Below are 21085 nucleotides of genomic sequence, written 5' to 3'. Positions count from 1 at the left end.
AATAAGTTTGGCAGTTTAACGCAATTTTATGTGTAATTTAACTATTTTACTTAATGCTTTTAGCAGTTTCAAAATGCTTTATTTAATAATACGCCCGATCACATAATTACGCTGTTACATGCTTGTTTGATAAAGGGACGTTTTATAAATTGAAGCTAATAAAAAAGGCGAACTGAATAAAATCAGTTCGCCTTTTTAATCACCAAGATGGTTTTACATGTTTAAACTAATTAGTCTTGAACACGTTCAAATACAGTTGCAATGCCTTGGCCTAAACCAATACACATAGTTGCTAAACCGTATCGTACATTTTTGTCTTCCATTAAGTGAATAAGCGATGTGCTAATACGCGAACCCGAACAACCCAGTGGGTGACCAAGTGCGATTGCGCCGCCATTTAAATTCACTTTTTCGTCAACAACATCCATTAACCCTAAATCTTTCATTACAGGTAATGATTGTGCTGCAAAGGCTTCGTTAAGTTCTACTACGCCTAGGTCATCAATTGTAATACCGGCTTGTGCAAGTGCTTTTTTACTTGCTGGTACTGGGCCGTAACCCATAATTGATGGATCGCAACCAGCGACTGCCATTGCTTTAATGCGCGCACGAATTGGTAAACCAAGTTCTTTTGCTTTTTCTTCGCTCATTACTAACATTGCAGATGCGCCGTCAGAAAGTGCTGAAGAAGTACCGGCTGTTACCGTACCTGATGCAGGATTAAATACTGGGCGAAGCTTTGATAGACCTTCTACTGTTGTTTCTGGGCGAATTACTTCGTCGTCTTCAACTAAGATAAGCGAACCATCTGCATCGTGACCTTCCATTGCTAAAATTTCGCGACGGAAGCGGCCTTCAACAGTTGCAGCTTGTGCACGTTGATGTGAACGGTAAGCAAATTCATCTTGTTGCTCACGGGTAATGCCATGAAGCGTTGCAAGGTATTCTGCTGTTAAGCCCATAGAGCCAGACGCTTGTGCAATTGATGTTGCTAAGCCTGGGTGAAAGTCGTTGCCGTGAGTCATAGGTACGTGACCCATGTGCTCAACACCACCAATTAGGTAAGTGTCGCCAGCGCCTGTCATTATTGCGCGTGCTGCGTCATGCAATGCTTGCATAGAAGAGCCACATAAACGGTTAACCGTAACAGCAGGAACGCTGTGAGGAATACCGGCAAGCAATGATGCGTTACGTGCTACGTTAAAGCCTTGCTCTAATGTTTGTTGTACACAACCCCAATAAATATCGTCAATTGATGCTGGATCAACTGCAGGGTTGCGATCTAGTAAGCCTTTCATTAAATGTGCGCTTAAGTCTTCTGCACGTTTATGTTTGAATACACCACTTTTAGAGCGACCCATTGGTGTGCGGATACAATCTACAATTACTGGATTATTCATGATATTAACCTTCCACCTTATAGAAAACACGACCTTCTTCGGCCCACTTGCGAGTTTGTTCAGATACTTGGTAAATCGCACCTAGGTGAGCGTATTTGTCTGCTGCTGCAACAAAGTTAGCTAAACCAGTTTGATCTAAGTAACGGAACGCGCCGCCTCTAAATGGAGGGAAACCAACACCGTAAACTAATGCCATATCTGCTTCTTGCGGCGAGGCAACAATGCCTTCTTGCAAACACAGTAGCACTTCGTTAATCATTGGAATCATACAACGGTCGATGATTTCTTGTTTATCAAATTCTTTTGGTGCGTCTGTGATTGGGCTTAGTAGCTCAATTGCTGTCTCGTCATGAGACTTTTTAAGACGACCGCGACGATCTGTTTCGTATTTGTAAAAACCGGCTTTGTTCTTTTGTCCAAAACGTTTTTCGTTGGCAAAAATAGTCACAGGGTCTTTATCAGCACGAGCCATACGCTCAGGGAAACCGTCAGCCATTACGCCAGTACAATGGAACGCTGTATCAATACCTACAACATCAAGTAGGTAAGCCGGACCCATAGGCCAGCCAAATACGTTTTCCATTACTTTATCTACTTTTGCAAAGTTAGCGCCTTCAACCACTAATTTGCTAAAACCTGCAAAGTAAGGGAATAAAACACGGTTTACAAAAAAGCCTGGGCAATCGTTAACAACAATTGGCGATTTACCTAATTTAAGCGCGTAATCAACTACTGCATTAATTGTTTTATCTGAGGTTTTTGCACCACGGATAATTTCTACTAATGGCATTTTTGGCACAGGGTTGAAAAAGTGCATACCACAGAAGTTTTCTGGCTTATCTAGCGCTTGTGCTAGTAAATCAATACAAATAGTCGATGTATTTGAAGTAAGTACAGTGCCTTCTGGCATGTTCTTTTCAAGATCAGCGAGTACTGCTTGCTTAACTTTAGGGTTTTCTACAACGGCTTCAACAATGATGTTGGCACTTTGTAGGTCTGACTCGTTAAGTGTTGGTTTAATTTTGCTAAGTGTTGCCAACATTTTTTCCATTGGCATGTGGCCACGCTTAACTTTTGCACCTAACAATTTAGATGCTTCACCCATACCTAAATCAAGCGCATCTTGTTGGATGTCTTTCATTATAATAGGTGTGCCTTTATAAGCAGACTGGTATGCAATACCGCCACCCATAATACCAGCACCTAATACAGCGGCTTGTTTAATTTCTACATCGCTGTGCTTAGCAAATTTACGTGCTTTACCTTTAATGTATTGATCAGCTAGGAATATACCAGTTTGTGCAGCTGCTTCTGGTGTACGTGCTAATTTAGCAAAGTTAGCGTTTTCGATTGCCATTGCTTCATCGCGAGTACAGTTTGCCGCTGCTTTAATAGTACGTACAGCCATAACCGGTGCAGGATAGTGGCCTTTGGTTTTACCCATTACCATACCTTCTGCCATAGCAAAGCTCATGCCTTGCTCAACACGGTTTAATTTAAGTGGCTGTAGTTTTACGTTGCGTTTTGCTTGCCAATCTAGCTTGCCAGCAATCGCCAGTTCAAGTGTTGATACACTTGACTCTAGAAGTTTGTCAGCACTAACTACCGCGTCAAACGCACCTACTTTAAGGGCATCTGCTGCGCGGTTTTCTGCGCCTGAGGTAATCCACATCATCGCGTTATCGGCGCCAATGATACGTGGTAAGCGCACTGTGCCACCAAACCCTGGCATTATGCCAAGTTTAACTTCTGGTAGGCCCATTTTAGCTGTTTCGCTTGCCACACGATAATCAGTAGCAAGTGCCCACTCACAACCACCGCCAAGTGCCATACCGTTTATAGCGCTTAGAGTTGGGAATGGTAAATCTTCAATTGCATCAAAAACGTCGGTTGCGTTTTTGATCCACACTACTAATTCTTCTTCAGGTTTAGTAAATGTAGGTAAAAATTCGAAGATATCGGCACCAATAATAAAGTGGTCTTTATCACTGGTAAAAATCATGCCTTTGATATCAGTATTGGCGGCTAATTCTTTTAATGCTGCTGCGCAATCTGAAAGAGTTTTTTGAGATAGTGTGTTTACAGAACCTGCAACACAAAACTTAAACTCGGCGATGCTTTCCTTTAGGAAGCTAACTTCAAAGGAATCGCTTTTATATAACATTATTATTCTCCCTAGTTGACGAACTAAGACTGGTACGATGAGTTTGCATTTCAATCAGTGTGCTTGCTTTAAATTAAAAATGCAACGAAAAATTTAACTCGGTTACAATCGACTGGTTAAAATATAGCTGGTTTGGTGCTAAGGTGGTTGAAAAGTTTTTATTCACAACTTTAATTTTTATTAAAGGACATTATGAAAAAATATTTACTAAGTGTTGCGGCAGCTGCATTCATTTTTCCTCTTCATTCTGCCGAGGCAAGTAACGATAACGATGCATTTTTAGATGCCGAAAAAAAAGTAAGGTACGGCAGTTACCAAGACTTTAAACAAGCGGTTAGTAACCTAAATCATCCGTTAAAACCTTATGTTGAAAAAACGTATTGGCAACGCCATCCGAGCATTAAACATCAGGCAGAAATAGAAGAATATTTAAATATATACCAGCATACGCCGCTTGAGTGGCCGGTCCGTAAAGCGTGGTTAGAGTATTTAAAAGATAACAACGAAAAGGCGGCGTATATCCGCAACTATCGTGAAACGTCTAATACGGAGCTTACTTGTACTTATTTAGATTTTCAGCTTGATTTAGGTGCGCCCGAAAAGGCAATTCTAAATCAGGTGACCGACTTATGGGCTGTAGGTAAATCGCAACCTAATGGTTGTGATAGTTTATTTTCTACGTGGCGTAAAAAAGGCTACATGAAAGAAGAAACGGTTTGGAAGCGTGTAACACTTGCTGCACAAGGCGGAACGCAAAGCTTATTACCTTACTTAAAAACTTTATTACCAAGTAAGGAGCGTTACTTAGCTGACTTATATTTAAAAGTGCGAAAAGATCCAAGCGCAGCCGCTGGATTATATAGATATAAAAACAAGTCGGCTAAAGAAGGGCAAATAGCTATTTATGGTGTTAAGCGTTTGGTTTGGCGCGATAAAGAGCTAGCTTTAAAAGCATGGGAAAAGCTAGAAAAAATATTTAAGTACAGCGATGAAGAAAAAGCGGATGTGTATTACACTTTTGCATTGTCACTTGCCTCTAGCGGGCATAAACAAGCGAGCTTTTGGCTAAATAAAGTGCCAAAAGAGCGACTAGACAGCAAGCTTATTCAGTGGCAACTGGGCAATATGCTCAAAACCCAAGATTGGGAAGGGATTGCTGCATTTTTTACAGGTAAAGAAAATTTAAGTCTTGGTCAGCAATATTGGTTAGCTTATAGCTATGCACAACGTGGCGAGCAACAAAAAGCAGACGCCATTTGGAAAAAAGTAGCGGCTAATCGTGATTATTACGGCTTTTTAGCCGCAGCACGTTTGGGGTTGCCCGTTGATTTAAATAATCAGCCTTTAGCAGTCGATAAGGTACTTGTAGATAAAGTGAGTAATGCACCAGGCTTTAAGCGTGCAAAAGCACTTTATGATATTGAGCGCTTTACATCGGCGCGCCGTGAATGGAATTACTTAACGGATACCTCTAGCGATGAAGAAAAGCTGGCAGCATCACAGTTATCTACCGATTTAGGTTGGCACGACAGTACTATTTTTACTTTAGCAAAAATTAAAGCATGGGATAATGTAGAGCAACGTTTTCCGTTTGCGTTTCAAGATGTTTTTGAGCGCTACAGTAAACGTAGCAAGATAGATGTTGCTTGGAGTATTGCTATTGCAAGGCGCGAAAGCTCTTTTGCGCCAGATGCACGCTCGCATGCTAATGCGCGTGGTTTAATGCAGTTATTACCTAGTACTGCTGAGTATGTAAATAAAGGCAGTGTGACAAGTAGTCGTTTATATCAACCTAAAACAAATATTAGGTTGGGTACGAGTTACTTACAATACTTAAAAAAGAAAAACCATGGCAATGAAGTGCTGGCTACGGCTTCTTATAATGCGGGTTATCACCGTATAAAGCGTTGGTTACCTGATGACGCTATTCCGGCTGAGTTATGGGTAGAGCTTATTCCGTATCGCGAAACCCGCGATTACGTAAAAAATGTATTTGCGTACAGGCAGGTTTACCATACAAGAATGGGCCGAGAAGGTAATGCATTAGCGCCGCTTCTCGAAATGAAAATGGGCGGTTGAATATATGATACCAATCGACCAATAACTTAACACGATAGGTATAGGTATTAATAAGGGGGATGTTTACATGTTAAATATCCCCCTTTTTTGAGCGCTGAGGGTCATACCAATTTTATTAAAAACATGATCATTCTAGCGTATTAAATAACTCAATAACTGCGTTAAAAATTATTTATATAGAACAACTATGTATCATAATTTTAGCCTTGTTATTAAGCTATTTTCTTATCGCTATAATAGATCATTAATTTAATGCAATTGGTATAAGTGATAGACTCATAGCAAGTTAAATTTAACAGATGGATTAACAATGGATAAATTAGCCGTTTTATACGCCGAACATATTGCAACACTGCAACAGCGTACTCGTACAATTTGTAATAGCGAAGGGTTAGAAGGATTAGTAATTCATTCAGGCCAAGCTAAGCGCCAGTTTTTAGATGATATGTATTATCCATTTAAAGTTAATCCACAGTTTAAAGCATGGTTACCGGTTATTGATAATCCTCATTGCTGGATTGTGGTAAATGGCAGCGACAAGCCAAAACTCATATTTTATCGCCCGGTAGATTTTTGGCATAAAGTACCAGACGAGCCTCGCGACTTTTGGGCAGAGTACTTTGATATAGAGCTACTACTTCAGCCTGATCAAGTAGAAAAGTTATTACCATACGATAAAGCTAAATATGCTTACATGGGTGAATACATTGAAGTAGCGCAAGCACTTGGTTTTAGTATTATGAACCCTGAGCCTGTACTTAACTATTTTCATTACCACCGCGCTTATAAAACCCAGTACGAACTTGAATGTTTACGCAACGCTAACCGCATTGCAGTAGATGGGCATAAAGCTGCACGCGATACATTCTTTAATGGTGGTAGCGAGTTCGACATTCAGCAAGCGTACTTAATGGCGACACGTCAAAGCGAAAATGAAATGCCGTACGGCAACATTGTTGCGCTTAACGAAAACTGCGCTATTTTGCACTACACGCACTTTGATCCAAAAGTGCCGCACACCCACAACTCATTTTTAATTGATGCCGGTGCAAACTTTAATGGTTACGCTGCTGATATTACTCGTACGTATGATTTTAAAAAGCAGGGTGAGTTTGCTGAGCTTGTACAAGCGATGACTGTTCAACAAATCGAGTTAGGTAAAGGTTTAAAGCCGGGTATGCTTTATGGTGATTTACACGTTGAATGCCATAACCGTATCGCACAAATACTCAGTGACTTTAAAATTGTTAACCTACCCGCGGAGGAAATTGTTGAGCGTAAAATTACATCTACTTTCTTCCCGCATGGACTAGGACATCACCTAGGTTTACAAGTGCATGATATGGGCGGTTTTATGAGTGACGAAAAGGGCACACATCAACCATCGCCTGAAGGGCATCCGTTCTTGCGTTGTACTCGCCTGATCGAAAAAAACCAAGTGTTTACTATTGAGCCAGGTTTATACTTTATTGATTCACTGCTTGGTGATTTAGCGCAAACCGATAATAAGCAGTTTATTAACTGGGAAAAGGTAGAGTCATTTAAACCATTTGGCGGCATTCGTATTGAAGATAACATTATTGTTCACGAAGATAGCCTAGAGAATATGACGCGTAATTTAGAACTCGATTAATTTCTATAAAGACGAGTTAGCGAATAAACGTTAAAATATGCATATGAACGGGGCCTTTAGGCCCCATTTTTAATTGAGCTTTTAATATGTCTGAATATAAATATCCTGCTGCTGACGTTTTTCATCAAGAAGAAATAAAAAAAAGTACGTTTATAGTCCACATTGCACACACCCCCGATTTAAATTCAGCAAAAACATTTATTAAAAGCATTGAAGAAAAGTATAGCGATGCACGTCATAACTGCTGGGCACATGTGGCAGGCAACCCCGGTGGCAGCCATGTTTATGGTTTTTCGGATGATGGTGAACCTAATGGCACTGCAGGAAAGCCTATGCTAAATGTGCTGGTGGGTTCGGGCCTTGGCGAAATTACTGCCGTGGTGACACGTTATTTTGGCGGCATAAAATTAGGCACCGGCGGACTAGTACGTGCTTATGGTGGCTCATTAAATAATGCACTAGTAAAATTGCAAACGGTGCTTAAAGTTCCCTGCGTTGAAATTACTGGGAGTAGTGAGTACAGCATGCAAGGCGCGATTGAGCAGTTATTAAAAACAAAGTATCAAGTGCTTAATATTGATAAGCAATTTACTGCTAATATTGAGTGGGTGATTACAATCGATAGCCGTGAAGCCAAGCAAGCAGTCAAAGATATTTTTGATTTAAGTCACGGCGCAGTTGAGTTAACTATTAAAGAGTAATAACCTACACAAATTGCATATAATGCATACTGACCCTATTTAATTTGGTTGATACTACTCAGCCTGAATTTACTAATAATAAAAGCGACAAGCTAAATGCAATTTCGTACCATCATAAAAATTCTTGGCCAACTTGTTGCGCTGTTTAGTATTACCATGGTGCCTCCGGCACTGGTGTCTTTAATATACAAAGACGGTGGTGGTGTTCCTTTTGTTTTAGCATTTATCTTTAGTGTTGTTATTGGCATGATGGCTTATTACCCAAACCGCCATGAAAACGGTGATTTAAAAGCACGTGAAGGCTTTTTAATTGTTGTTTTGTTTTGGCTGGTACTTGGGGCGTTTGCGTCCTTGCCGCTTATCTTTTTACAAGAACCTAACTTATCGCTCGCCGATGCGGTATTTGAAGCATTTTCTGGCTTAACAACCACCGGCGCTACGGTGCTTACCGGTATTGAGTATTTACCCAAGTCGGTATTGTTTTATCGCCAGCAACTCCAGTGGTTTGGCGGTATGGGTATAATCGTACTCGCTGTTGCTATACTCCCAATGCTAGGTGTTGGTGGTATGCAGTTGTACCGCGCTGAAATACCAGGGCCTGTAAAAGATTCTAAAATGACCCCGCGAATTGCCGATACTGCAAAGCACCTTTGGTATATTTATGTGTCGTTGACTATTACTTGTATGCTGGCTTATTGGGCTGCGGGAATGGAGTGGTTTGATGCTATATGCCATGCATTCTCAACGGTGGCGATAGGTGGTTTTTCTACTTACGACGCCTCCATGGGGCACTTTGACAGCCCTGTAATTAACTTTATTTGTGTGTTCTTTTTAATTATTGCCGCTGTTAACTTCTCCCTGCATTACGCCGCAGTGGCGAGCCGAAATATACAAGTTTATATTAGAGACCCAGAGTTTAAGGTGTTTTTGTGTATTCAATTAGCGCTGGTGGTTATTTGTTTTACCGTACTTTCCTCTAACGAAATATTTGCTAATGGCGATGAAACCCTCGATCAGGCGTTATTTCAAGCTGTTTCAATGAGTACAACAGCAGGCTTTGCTACTGATAACTTTTCAACATGGCCTTTGTTTTTACCTATTTTACTTATATTTTCGAGCTTTATTGGTGGCTGTGCAGGCTCTACCGGTGGTGGTATGAAAGTAGTGCGCGTATTTTTACTTTATTTGCAGGGCGTGCGTGAGCTCAATCGTTTAGTGCACCCACGGGCTATATATTCAATCAAGCTGGGTCGTAAGGCGTTGCCAGACAAAGTAGTAGAAGCCGTGTGGGGATTTTTCTCTGCATATGCGCTTGTATTTATTATTATCATGTTAGCGCTTATGGGCACGGGTATGGATAACATAACTGCGTTCTCAGCCACTGCGGCTTGTTTAAATAACTTAGGGCCTGGCTTAGGAGATGTAGCGTCGCATTATGGTGCTATAACCGATGGTGCTAAATGGTTGCTTACTATTGCAATGGTGTTTGGTCGCCTAGAAATATTTACTTTATTAGTGTTATTTACGCCTACTTTTTGGCGTGGATAAACGAGCGGCTTAAGTTTTAAATTACAAAATATTGGAAAAAGGGATATGCCAACAAATTTAGAAAAGCTAAAGCATATAGGTGTAGGCAGTTTAGTTGACCTAGAAATATTAACACCTACAAGCAGTAAGCGTGTTAAAACTGAATTAGTTGGTTTACTCGATAAACAGTTTATTATTTTAAATTATCCCAATGCTAAGCGTTTACCTGCAGCGAGTGACTATTTACGTGATGGTGTAATGGTTGTTGTAAGAGCACTGATTGAAGGCAGTGGCGGGCAAGTTATTGCGTTTCGCCAGCAAATTATGTCAGTAGCCTCTCATCCCGCTAAACTCGTCTTTATTAATTTTCCTAAGCAAGTGCAGCTATTTGCGCTACGCTCGCAAACACGCATACCTACCTTGTTACCTGCAAAGCTAAAACTAAGTGACGATAGAGTGCTTGAAGGCCTTATTAAGGACATTTCACTCACTGGTGTAATGTTTGATATTAGAGGCGATCAGCAAGCTGAAGGTATTAAAGATATGCAATGCACTGTCGTACTCAATAGTAGTGATAAAGATTTTGAAGGTGAAATTTGCAGTGTTAAAGAGCATGTCGCAGGTGTGCACTGCGGAATTAAGCTACTAGCAAGCGAGGATGAAATGAAAACCTTTATGAAAGAGCATTTTATAGACCCATCTGCGCTTGAGCCCACCGTTGACTAAATCGTTTTTCGCTTATTTGCAACAAAATGTCGTTTTACGTGAGTATTTATAAAGTGTTTTTTTGTTTTTATATAATTAAAAATATTATTCAGATAAAACAATGTTTTACGTATTTTTTGTTATGGCTTGTTTTTTGTTGTTATAGCTACTTCGTTAAAATTAACCTTAATTATTTTTTAAAATCCCTCCTTTTATAGCTCTACATTTTAAAATGTATCTTTTTATATAAACATAACTAGTTGTTTTTAATGACTTTAGTTTTTCACCTCTAAAGCGTGTTGCGAAAAGGCAACAGTAATGACTCTGAAAATTCCTACTTATTGTACGTATTCTTTTTAACTTCTTGAAATTTAATGGCTTTTCAATGTTGGCATTTAAGTTGTAATAGTCAGGGTGTACTGAACGAAATCGTGATTCAAAGTGAAACACTTAATCGCACACACATAAATTTGAAGGATACATATTATGAAAAGCATTAATAAAACTTTAGCACTTATCGCTATTGCATCTTCTTCAGCCGCTTTTGCAGCAACAGATTTTGACACACTTGATGTAGACGGCAGTGGCACAATTAGCCAAGCAGAAGCATCAGTAGACGCAAAATTAATGAGCATGTTTTCTGAGCTTGATACTGACCAAAATGGTGAGTTATCAAAAGAAGAATTTTCAGAAGCTTAATTAAAAAGTATTTATCCTGAGTTGCCAAAGACAACCTAAGTAGGCAAGGGAGCTTACGAAAGAGGATAACAAGGAAGTGAAAAATTACGTTTTAAGTTAAACGAAGCAATTTTTTTGATAGAACATTGAAGGATTAAGTTATGAAACATTTAAATAAAGCATTAGCACTTATAGTACTAGCATCTTCTTCAGCTGCATTTGCAGCATCAGATTTTGACAGCCTTGATATCGATGGTAGCGGCACAATTAGCCCAAGCGAAGCGGCAGTCGATACCGATTTAATGGCTGAATTTATTGAGCTAGACACAGATGGTAGCGGCGAGCTTTCTAAAGAAGAGTTCGCTAATTACTAATTAAACATTTTTCACAGTCAGGGATCTTTGAAAAGGACTTCCCATATTACTAGGAATATTATTATGAAAACATTCAATACAACACTTGCAGTTATCGTTTTAGCATCTTCATCAGCAGCATATGCTGCAGTAGATTTTGCCTCTTTTGATGCAGATGGCGACGGTGCGATTTCAATGGAAGAAGCGAAGGTTAACCCTCAACTTGTGAAGATTTTTGATGATTTAGATACTGATGGAAATGGTGAAATCTCTAAAGAAGAGTTTTCAAAGGTACAGTAATCAATATTCGAAGATACTCCACTAAAGCCGCCTTAGTCAGCGGCTTTTTTGTATTTTAAATTAACTAATTAGCGTAACTAGTTAAAGGAATATAGCACTTACTTGGAATAGTTTTTCTACAACGGTAATATGTTTTTTGTCGATTAAAAACATAATGACATGATCGCCCGACATAATAATTGTATCATCGTGAGCTATCAGTACATCGTCATTACGTACTATTGCGCCAATAGTTGTACCCGCTGGAAGTTTTATGTCGGCAATCGCGCGACCAACAACTTTAGATGTGCTTTCATCACCATGAGCAACCGCTTCTATGGCTTCTGCCGCACCTTTACGCAGTGAATACACATTAACAATATCACCACGGCGTACGTGCGTTAATAACGCTGATATTGTTGCTTGTTGTGGCGATATGGCAATGTCTATTTCGCCGCCTTGTACCAAATCAACGTAAGCACCACGCTGGATAAGCACCATGGTTTTCTGTGCGCCCATACGTTTTGCAAGCATGGCTGACATAATGTTTGCTTCATCGTCGTTGGTTACGGCAATAAACACATCTACTTGTTCAATATGCTCTTCTGAGAGCAGTTCTTGATCAGATGCGTCACCACAAAAAACGACCGTGTTATCGAGCATTTCTGAGAGTTGCTCAGCACGTTCTTTACTGCGTTCAATTAGTTTAACGGTGTGGTTTTTTTCAAGTGAGCGGGCAAGGCCTGCCCCAATGTTACCGCCACCAGCTATCATAATTTTTTTGTACGAACGCTCAAGTTTTTGTAGCTCGTTCATTACTGCGCGTATATGTTTTGTAGCGGCAATAAAGAATACTTCGTCATCGGCTTCAATAACGGTGGTACCCAATGGTTTTATTGCTTTACCTTGACGATAAATAGCGGCAACACGAGTTTCTACATTAGGAATATGTTCTTTAAGTGCAGATAACGCATAACCTACAAGTAAACCGCCATAGTAAGCTTTTACGGCTACTAACGAGAGCATGCCATCAGCAAACTGCAATACTTGCAGAGCACCAGGGTAGTCAATTAAACGGCGAATATACTTAGTGACCAGTGCTTCGGGAGCAATGTAATGATCGATTGGTAAATCATCGTTTTGAAAAAGTTTTTCGCGGTATTTTAAGTATTGCTCTGAGCGAATACGAGCAATTTTAGTAGGCGTTTTAAAAATACTGTATGCCACTTGGCATGCAACCATGTTCACTTCATCTGAACTGGTTACCGCTATAATCATATCGGCATCTTCAGCACCTGCGCGGCGTAATACATCAGGATGCGCGCTGTGGCCCATAACCCCTTGTAAGTCGTACTTATCTTGAAGTTCACGTAATCGGTTACCGTCTATATCAACAACGGTAATTTCGTTTTGTTCGCCAACTAAGTTTTCAGCAAGCGTAGCACCAACTTGCCCGGCACCGAGTATAATTATTTTCATTATTTACCCGTGGTATTGATCATAATTTAATTAAAAAAATAGCCATTTAATGTTTCATAAATGGCTAACTATTTAGTGTACGGCTATTAGGCTTTTTTAACTAGCTTAGCGTAATAAAATCCATCACTTTCACCGGGCAGTAACTGCAAACCTGGCGTTGTTACGGTATCGTTTTCGTGTAGAGGTATATGTTCTACATCATCGTTATTAGCTAAAAACTTAGCAACTTGCTGTTGGTTTTCTTGTGGAAGAACCGAACACGTAGCATATACCAATGTGCCACCTGGTTTTAACAGTGGCCAAATGCTATCAAGAATATCGCTTTGTAACTTGGCTAAGTCTTCGATATCTGATGCGCGACGTAACCATTTTATGTCAGGGTGACGGCGAATTACGCCAGTGGCCGAACAAGGCACATCAAGTAAAATACGATCAAATAATTTTTCATCCCACCAGGTATGTGGTTGCGATGCATCGCCACATTGTAGGTCTGCACCTAAGCCAATACGAGTTAAGTTTTGCTTAACACGTTCAAGGCGAGTTGAGTCGCTATCAAGTGCAAGTACATCAGCATCAGCAAGCTCTAAAATATGACATGTTTTACCGCCAGGGGCTGCGCAGGCATCCAAAATATAGTCGTCTGCTTTAGGTTCTAAAAAGCGGGCTGCCAACTGTGCTGCAGCATCTTGTACTGAACATGCACCTGTATCAAACTCAGGTAACGAAAATACATCACGTGGTTTGGCAAGCTTAATCCCATCAATAAAATCAGGGTTTAAGGTGTGTTCAATATCGTTAGCGCTGAGCATGTCACTGTATTCTTGCGTGCTAAATTGGGCTTGATTGACACGAAGCCACATTGGCGCTTGTTGCTGGTTTTCTTCAAGTAGTGCTTCCCAGCTATCTGGGTAGGCTGTTTGCACCTGTTTAATAAACCAATTTGGATGGCTGTATAAACATACCGGAATAAGCTTCGCTTTTTCTTCAAGTTCAGCTTGTTGACGCTGAAAGCTACGTAAAATGGCGTTTATCAGTCCTTTTAATCCTAAAGCGCGTAGTTGAGCCAGTGCGTTAACCGTTTCTGAAATGGCAGCATGAGGTGGTACGCGCATATGCTGCAGTTGATAAATACCTACGTATAATAAAAACTGAAATATTCTACGTTTACCTTTTAATGGCTGCTCTACTAAGTGTTGGCAGTAATTTTCAAGGCTCGGTAAGTAGCGTAAAACGCCATAACAAATTTGCTGTAGCAACGCTTTATCTTTAGGCGGCAAGCCTTGGCTTGCAAATGGAAGTTCTTGATTAAGCGATGCGCCTTTATCAACTACGTTATATAAAGTTTCAGCGGCAAGCGCTCGTACGTTTGGAACATTACTCATTGTTTTCGCCTAATATTGTGCCAGGAGTAACCCAGTCACTACGACCATTTAAAAAGTCGTTAATTGCCATTGGTTTTTTACCTTGCGGCTGTAATTGCGTAATACATAAAGCGTGTTCGCCACACGCCACTACTACGCCATTTTTGTCGCTTGATAAAATTTGCCCAGGATCACCTGATTGCAGCATAACCTGCGCTTGATGAATCTTTACTGTTTGCCCACCCATTTGGGTAAAGCACATTGGCCACGGATTAAAAGAGCGAATGTTTCGCTCGATTTGAAGCGCACTCATGGACCAGTCGATATTAGCTTCCTCTTTAGAAAGCTTTTTAGCGTAGTTAGCAAGTTCATCGTTTTGAGGTTCAGGGGTGATCTCACCATTAGCTAATTTATTAATGGTTTCAATTAACGCATCTGGACCTAGCTCAGCAAGCTTTGTATATAAGCTTGCGCTAGTTTCTGTTGTGCTAATAGGGCAGCGGCTTATATGTAGCATATCGCCGGTATCTAGCCCTTCATCCATTTGCATTATTGTTACGCCGGTTTGTTCATCACCTGCCCAAATTGCGCGTTGAATAGGTGCAGCACCGCGCCAGCGCGGTAATATAGAGCCATGCACATTTAAACAACCTAAACGTGGCGCTTCTAAAATAGCTTTAGGTAAAATTAAGCCATATGCTACAACAATCATAATGTCGGCATTTAAGCTTGTTAGCTCAGCTAGTGCTTCATCATTTTTTAATGACTGTGGCTGAAAAACCGGTAAGTTGTGCTCAAGCGCTAGCTCTTTCACTTCACTGGCTTTTAATTTTTTACCACGACCTGCAGGGCGATCTGGCTGGCTATATACACCCACTATTTGGTGTTCGCTTTGTATCAGCGCTTTTAAATGACGTGCGGCAAAGTCCGGCGTACCGGCAAATATAATGCGTAATGGTTGAGTCACTGAGTTTTCCTAAGGTGCTTATTACTGTTCTGCAAACTTGGCTTCTTTTTCAAGCTTTTTACGAATACGTTGGCGCTTTAATGGAGATAAGTAATCAATGAATAGCTTACCTTGAAGGTGATCTAGTTCATGTTGAATACAAATAGCCAATAATTCATCTGCATCTAATACAAATTCTTCACCGTTTTCGTTAAGTGCAGCGACTGTTACTGTTTCTGCGCGATCTACTTTTGCATACGAGTTAGGTACTGATAAACAGCCTTCTTCGCTAACGGTAGAGCCGTCTTTTTTAATGATTTGTGGATTAATTAATACCAGTGGCTCATTGCGCTCTTCTGATACATCAATAACAACGATTCGTTGATGAATATCTACTTGCGTGGCCGCAAGACCAATGCCATTTTCATCGTACATTGTCTCTAGCATGTCTTTTACAATTTGGCGTACTGTGTCATCAACTTGTACAACATCTTTTGCTACAGTACGTAAACGTTCATCTGGAAATCTTAAAACTTCTAACCTAGCCATAGTTACCTTTTTCACTTGTGCTTAATTTAGGGTATTGTATGCTCTTATTTTAGCCATTCGCGTTCACCTTTAACAGGTTTTGGGCAATAATAATGAAAAAACAATACAAGGAAGCTCGATGAAATCTCCACTACTTGCAATCATGCTTACGTTAAGCGCTGCGTTTCCCGCAGTTGCTGATGTACTTAAAATAAAAAAAGACGCACCAAAACAGTATGTTGTAAAAAAAGGCGATACACTTTGGGATATTTCTGGCATCTATTTAGATGAGCCTTGGCTATGGCCTGAACTTTGGCAAATGAATCCACAAATTGACAACCCACACCTAATTTACCCCGGTGATGCATTAGCGTTGATATACGATGCAGATGGAAACCCACGTTTAGTGATCAATAAAGGATATAGAAAGCTATCTCCTCAGGGTCGTATTACACCAAAAGGGCGTGATGCTATTACTACTTTGCCGCTTGAAATGATCAAACCTTATATCAGTTACGAGCAAGCAATGAACAGTGACGATATTAAAGGTAAACCTTATATTTTAGGTGCAAACGAAAATACTAAAACACAAACGCTAGGCCATATTTTATATGTTAAAGGCGACTTACAAGTACATAAAGCATATGCCATTTACCATAAAGGTGACCCCTACACTGACTTAACCGGTGAGGTGTTAGCAACGCGTGCATCTTATGTGGGTATAGCACGTGCTTTTAGAGCGGGCGATGAGAAAAATGGCGTGCCTTCATCATTACGTGTTGAGTCTGTTAAACGAGAAATTCAGCAAGGTGATTTTTTAATGCCGGCAATGGAAGGCCAAATGCTTCCTGCGTACTTTGATATACACCGTCCTTTAGAACCTGTAACAGGTAATATTATTGCTTCACCACGCGAAGTTAGAGAATTCAGCACAATGGATGTTGTGGTGCTAAACTTAGGCAGTGAACAAAATATAGAAGCGGGTCATGTATTAGATCTAGAGCGTCAATCACCAACGGTTATTGTTGGTCCTCGTGGCCCTCGTTACCCAGAAGATTCTAGTAAATATGAGAAGCTTTTATCTGATGTGAGCCAATTATTTGGTGATGAGTCTGACGAACAAAACACAACGTGGACCATGCCTAAAGAAAAAGTTGGTGAGCTAATTGTCTTTAAAGTGTATGACAAAGTAAGTTATGCATTAATAACTAAAAACCAGCACCCAATTCGCATTGGAGATATTGCAGTTATTCATTAAGAAGTAGCGAGTCGGTGCTCTAGGAGAGAGCATGGATCAGTCATCTGGCAAGCTAGCCCACTGGCTTGCCTTTTATATGTGTAAAGGGTTGGGTATAAAAACCCTTTTAGCACTATCTACAAACTATTCCCTTGGGTCGTTATTCGACTTATCTCATGACAAGCTTTTACAGCTTGGATTAACCGCTAATCAAGCTAGTAACTTACTTAATACTAATTGGCAGCAAGTCAGTCATTATGAGCAATTAATAGCGCTGAACAACATTACTGTTGTCTGTATTTTTGATGCGCTTTACCCAGAAGATCTCCGGCAGATTGCCAGTGCGCCTTTATTACTATTTTGCAGGGGAGATGTCTCGTTATTATCAACTCCACAAATTGCAATTGTTGGCAGTCGTAATGCTACACCTACCGGGCTTGAAATAGCCTCAGAATTTGCATACGAGTTAACTTTGGCGGGTATTACAGTTACTTCAGGTATGGCGCGGGGAATAGATGGTGCAGCACATAAAGGCTCTCTTGCTGGTACAGGTAAAACCATATCTGTGCTTGGTACTGGGGTTGATATTTACTACCCCAAACGCCATAAACTATTAACAGACCAAGTTTTAGAAAGCGGCCTATTGGTGAGTGAATTTTTACCAGGCACAGCAGCTCATGCACATAATTTTCCACGTCGTAATCGTATTATATCTGGGCTCGCGTTAGGTGTGCTTATTGTTGAGGCTGAAATTAAAAGCGGTTCACTAATAACAGTTCGTTATGCGTTAGAGCAAAATAAGGAGGTGTTTGCTGTACCTGGATCAATTAAGAATCCGTTAGCGCAGGCTAGCCACTTTTTAATAAAGCAAGGTGCTAAATTGGTAGAAAATGTAACCGATATTCTTGATGAAGTGAGTTTCACTTATCAAGAAGATATATATACTAAAGATCAGCCTATTCAAGTTTATTCTCAATGCGAAGTTTTAAATAGTATAGGGTTTGAAGTAACTAGCGTAGACGATATTGTGCGTCGTGCGCAGTGGCCAATAGATAAAGTACTCGCTAGGTTGCTCGACTTAGAGTTAGACGATCAGATAGAGCGAGTGTTAGACGGTTATATTAAGTTAAGCGCAGGGAAGTAATATGTTTGATATTCTTATGTATCTTTTTGAAAATTACATTCATAGTGAAGCGGATATTTTTGCAGAGCAAAATGAGCTAACCGATGAGTTATTACGTGCGGGCTTTAATAAGCCAGAAATATTCAAAGCGCTCGACTGGCTAGAGCAATTAGCCGATTTACAACACAACGATGAATCTCCCTATCTTATAGCGAATCCTCAACACGCAATGCGTATATTTACTGAAAGCGAATGCCAAAGGCTGAGTGTTGAGTGTCGCAGTTTTTTAATGTTCATTGAGCAAATAGGGGTTATTAATAGTGTGACTCGCGAAATGGTAATGGATCGCTTAGCCGCACTTGATAAATTAAACATAAGTTTAGAGGATTTAAAGTGGATTGTACTTATGATCTTGTTTAACGTTCCTGGCTCTGAAGAGGCATATGAGCAAATGGAAGATTTGATTTTTGATGAACCCAGCGAACTTCTTCATTAGAGATAATTATCTTGATTGTACTCAAATTACTTAAAAGGATAAGCACGGCATTGCTTGTATCTTTAAGTGGTTTGGGTATATTAGGCGAAAATTCACCAACCTATTAGGATCACCATGAGTAAAATCGACCATTCGCTTTTCTCGGCGAACAAGCACGCCCTCGAAAAAGAATACGAGATATGCCCACAGTGTGGTTCAGAGTTAGTGATCCGCAATAGTAAATCAGGCCCTTTTTTAGGATGCGCAAGTTATCCCAAATGCGACTTTATTAGGCCGCTGGCACATCACGACAGTAACGAAATCAAAATATTAGAAGATTCTGCATGTCCTGAGTGTAGCAAACCGCTGGTGGTTAAAAATGGCCGCTATGGTATGTTTATTGGGTGTACGGGTTATCCAGAGTGTCATTATATTGCTAACGAAAATGAAGAAAAGCAAAGCGAAGATACTTTGCCTAGTTGCCCTAAATGCAAAAAAGGTCATTTAGTCGCGCGCAGTAATAAGTTTGGTAAAGTATTTTATTCTTGTGATTGCTACCCAAGTTGTAAATACACGCTTAATAATAAACCGGTTGAACATCCGTGTCCTGAATGTGACTGGCCTATCGTCATAGAAAGAAATATGGCAAACGGCATATTATTGCAATGCCCACAAAAAAGCTGCATGCATAAGCTCACCCCAACTGAATAACGTTTAATTATATCTGGAGACTACTTTGTCAGACCTTTCAAATACGCCCACTGCAATAACATGCTTAACGCAAGGCGAAGTTATTTTATACCCAACAGAAGCTGTATATGGTTTAGGTTGTGATCCAGATAATCAACAAGCCGTTGAGGCACTATTAGCTATTAAGCAGCGCCCGGTTGAAAAAGGGCTTATTTTAATCGCTGATAACTACGGACAATTATTAAAATACGTAGATGATGCAAAAATACCAATGGATAAACGCGCTGATATTTTTTCGAGTTGGCCTGCTGCAATTACATGGGTTATGCCTGCATCTAAAAATACGCCTAAATGGCTCACAGGGCAGTTTGATACCATCGCGGTAAGAGTAACAAACCATCCAACAGTAAAGCGTTTGTGCCAAGAGTTTGGCAAGCCATTAGTATCAACCAGTGCAAACTTAACCGGTCAAGAAACGGTAATTAGTATTGAGCAAGCCAAAGCGCAATTTGCAGAACAAGTTGGCTTTTACGTTGACGAGCCGTTAGGTGGTAATACTCAACCAAGCACAATAAAAGACGCCATGACTGGCAAAATATTTAGAGGTTAATATGCAAAGCGAATTATTAAATCAAGTAAAAGCATACTTTATGGCTTTGCAAGACACTATTTGCCAAGGTTTGGAGGCTGCAGATGGCAGTGCTAAATTTATAGAAGATAACTGGCAGCGAGCAGAAGGCGGTGGTGGTCGTACACGCGTAACCACTAATGGCACTGTAATAGAGCAAGGCGGAGTTAATTACTCTCATGTATTTGGCGCTTCAATGCCTGGTTCGGCAACAGCGCACAGACCAGAGCTTGCAGGGCGCAGCTTTCATGCGTGTGGTGTGTCGTTAGTTATTCACCCTAAAAACCCTCATGTACCAACAAGTCATGCCAATGTGCGCTTTTTTATAGCCGAAAAAGAAGGCGAAGAGCCAATATGGTGGTTTGGTGGCGGGTTTGATCTCACTCCTTTTTATCCAGTATTAGAAGACGTACAACATTGGCATCAAGTTGCTCACGACATTTGTGCGCCTTTTGGCAGCGACGTTTATCCAAAATACAAAACCTGGTGCGACGAGTACTTTTATTTAAAGCACAGAGATGAGACTCGCGGAGTAGGCGGTTTATTCTTTGACGATTTAAACGAACTTGGTTTTGAAAAGAGTTTTGCGTTTATGCAATCGGTGGGTAATGGATTTTTAGATGCCTATTTACCTATTATTGAACGTCGCAAAAATGACGAATACACAGAGCAACAACGTGATTTTCAGCTTTATCGTCGCGGGCGCTACGTTGAGTTTAATTTAGTATGGGATAGGGGCACTTTATTTGGATTGCAAAGTGGCGGGCGCACTGAGTCTATATTAATGTCTATGCCACCACTTGCACGCTGGGAATATAACTATAAACCAGAGCCAAGTAGCCCAGAAGCTAACCTATATCAGTATTACTTACGCCCGCAAGAGTGGTTAACGAGTCAACCAAGTGAGCTGATAGCCAGAGAGTGGCAATTATAAAAATTAAACAATAATCAAAAAGGCGCTAATTAGCTGTCTTTTGATCACAAGTCTGACTCAAGAGATTTTGCTAAATCGTAGCCTTCCAGGATGGCTTGTAACTTAAGCCATCCTTGCCATAACACTTTCACAGATGCACGCCCTGTGCGCTTGGTATCTTTCCAG

The 21085-nt window shown here is 40.4% G+C and carries 20 protein-coding genes; 14 read left to right on the top strand and 6 right to left on the bottom strand.

The window, feature by feature from the left end; genetic code table 11:
- Positions 1-230: 230 nt before the first annotated feature.
- Positions 231-1400 (bottom strand): acetyl-CoA C-acyltransferase FadA, encoded by a 1170-nt coding sequence (fadA, locus tag H5092_RS19340; protein ID WP_182734677.1) that lies wholly within the window; start codon positions 1398-1400, stop codon positions 231-233.
- 4 nt (positions 1401-1404) lie between these two features.
- Entirely contained in the window at positions 1405-3564 is a 2160-nt protein-coding gene (gene fadB, locus H5092_RS19335; protein ID WP_182734666.1) for a fatty acid oxidation complex subunit alpha FadB, read from the bottom strand.
- A 192-nt stretch (positions 3565-3756) separates the two neighbouring features.
- On the opposite strand from fadB, the gene H5092_RS19330 reads away from it, so the two are divergent.
- The 8 genes from H5092_RS19330 to H5092_RS19295 all read left to right on the top strand — a co-directional run bounded on the left by H5092_RS19330 (position 3757) and on the right by H5092_RS19295 (position 11540).
- Complete coding sequence (locus H5092_RS19330; protein WP_182734654.1) at positions 3757-5643, top strand: transglycosylase SLT domain-containing protein; 1887 nt, start codon at positions 3757-3759, stop codon at positions 5641-5643.
- Between the two features lie 310 nt (positions 5644-5953).
- Positions 5954-7276, top strand: coding sequence for a Xaa-Pro dipeptidase (pepQ, locus tag H5092_RS19325; RefSeq protein ID WP_024597188.1), 1323 nt, complete (start codon positions 5954-5956; stop codon positions 7274-7276).
- Between the two features lie 86 nt (positions 7277-7362).
- Positions 7363-7977 (top strand): YigZ family protein, encoded by a 615-nt coding sequence (locus tag H5092_RS19320; protein ID WP_182734642.1) that lies wholly within the window; start codon positions 7363-7365, stop codon positions 7975-7977.
- Between the two features lie 96 nt (positions 7978-8073).
- Positions 8074-9525, top strand: a complete 1452-nt coding sequence (locus H5092_RS19315; protein ID WP_004335179.1) for a TrkH family potassium uptake protein — start codon at positions 8074-8076, stop codon at positions 9523-9525.
- 45 nt (positions 9526-9570) lie between these two features.
- A complete protein-coding gene (locus H5092_RS19310; protein ID WP_024597190.1) occupies positions 9571-10230 on the top strand; it encodes a flagellar brake protein in 660 nt (219 codons plus the stop codon).
- A gap of 465 nt (positions 10231-10695) precedes the next feature.
- Positions 10696-10908, top strand: coding sequence for an EF-hand domain-containing protein (locus H5092_RS19305; RefSeq protein ID WP_004335175.1), 213 nt, complete (start codon positions 10696-10698; stop codon positions 10906-10908).
- A gap of 140 nt (positions 10909-11048) precedes the next feature.
- On the top strand, positions 11049-11261 hold the full coding sequence (locus H5092_RS19300; protein ID WP_004335174.1) for a calmodulin: 213 nt from the start codon (positions 11049-11051) through the stop codon (positions 11259-11261).
- A 63-nt stretch (positions 11262-11324) separates the two neighbouring features.
- Positions 11325-11540, top strand: coding sequence for an EF-hand domain-containing protein (locus H5092_RS19295; RefSeq protein WP_182694279.1), 216 nt, complete (start codon positions 11325-11327; stop codon positions 11538-11540).
- An 81-nt stretch (positions 11541-11621) separates the two neighbouring features.
- On the opposite strand, the gene trkA is transcribed toward H5092_RS19295, so the two are convergent.
- From trkA to def, 4 genes are all read right to left on the bottom strand, one after another.
- On the bottom strand, positions 11622-12998 hold the full coding sequence (gene trkA / locus H5092_RS19290) for a Trk system potassium transporter TrkA (protein WP_154904167.1): 1377 nt from the start codon (positions 12996-12998) through the stop codon (positions 11622-11624).
- Between the two features lie 86 nt (positions 12999-13084).
- Complete coding sequence (gene rsmB / locus H5092_RS19285; protein WP_182734631.1) at positions 13085-14380, bottom strand: 16S rRNA (cytosine(967)-C(5))-methyltransferase RsmB; 1296 nt, start codon at positions 14378-14380, stop codon at positions 13085-13087.
- Complete coding sequence (gene fmt / locus H5092_RS19280; protein WP_182734627.1) at positions 14373-15326, bottom strand: methionyl-tRNA formyltransferase; 954 nt, start codon at positions 15324-15326, stop codon at positions 14373-14375. Before fmt ends, rsmB begins: the two co-directional genes overlap by 8 nt.
- 21 nt (positions 15327-15347) lie before the next feature.
- Complete coding sequence (gene def, locus H5092_RS19275; RefSeq protein ID WP_004335162.1) at positions 15348-15854, bottom strand: peptide deformylase; 507 nt, start codon at positions 15852-15854, stop codon at positions 15348-15350.
- 118 nt (positions 15855-15972) lie between these two features.
- Between def and H5092_RS19270 the strand changes: the two genes are divergently transcribed.
- The 6 genes from H5092_RS19270 (at position 15973) to hemF (ending at position 20920) form a co-directional block, all read left to right on the top strand.
- Positions 15973-17091, top strand: a complete 1119-nt coding sequence (locus H5092_RS19270; RefSeq protein ID WP_182734625.1) for a LysM peptidoglycan-binding domain-containing protein — start codon at positions 15973-15975, stop codon at positions 17089-17091.
- A 31-nt stretch (positions 17092-17122) separates the two neighbouring features.
- Positions 17123-18214 (top strand): DNA-processing protein DprA, encoded by a 1092-nt coding sequence (gene dprA, locus H5092_RS19265; protein ID WP_182734621.1) that lies wholly within the window; start codon positions 17123-17125, stop codon positions 18212-18214.
- A gap of 1 nt (position 18215) precedes the next feature.
- Complete coding sequence (locus tag H5092_RS19260) at positions 18216-18689, top strand: DUF494 family protein (RefSeq protein WP_182734617.1); 474 nt, start codon at positions 18216-18218, stop codon at positions 18687-18689.
- A gap of 114 nt (positions 18690-18803) precedes the next feature.
- Positions 18804-19379, top strand: a complete 576-nt coding sequence (locus H5092_RS19255; protein ID WP_004335155.1) for a type I DNA topoisomerase — start codon at positions 18804-18806, stop codon at positions 19377-19379.
- A 25-nt stretch (positions 19380-19404) separates the two neighbouring features.
- A complete protein-coding gene (locus H5092_RS19250) occupies positions 19405-19968 on the top strand; it encodes an L-threonylcarbamoyladenylate synthase (RefSeq protein WP_004335153.1) in 564 nt (187 codons plus the stop codon).
- Position 19969: 1 nt separating this feature from the next.
- Positions 19970-20920: an oxygen-dependent coproporphyrinogen oxidase gene (gene hemF / locus H5092_RS19245; protein ID WP_024594982.1), complete on the top strand. Its 951-nt coding sequence runs from the start codon at positions 19970-19972 to the stop codon at positions 20918-20920.
- Positions 20921-21085: the final 165 nt, after the last annotated feature.

The organism is Pseudoalteromonas sp. SR41-7 (assembly GCF_014163935.1).
GTDB classification, from domain to species: Bacteria; Pseudomonadota; Gammaproteobacteria; order Enterobacterales; family Alteromonadaceae; genus Pseudoalteromonas; species Pseudoalteromonas distincta.
The sequence above is the reverse complement of the archived record's forward strand: the minus strand, read 5'-3'. Positions and strand labels throughout refer to the sequence as shown.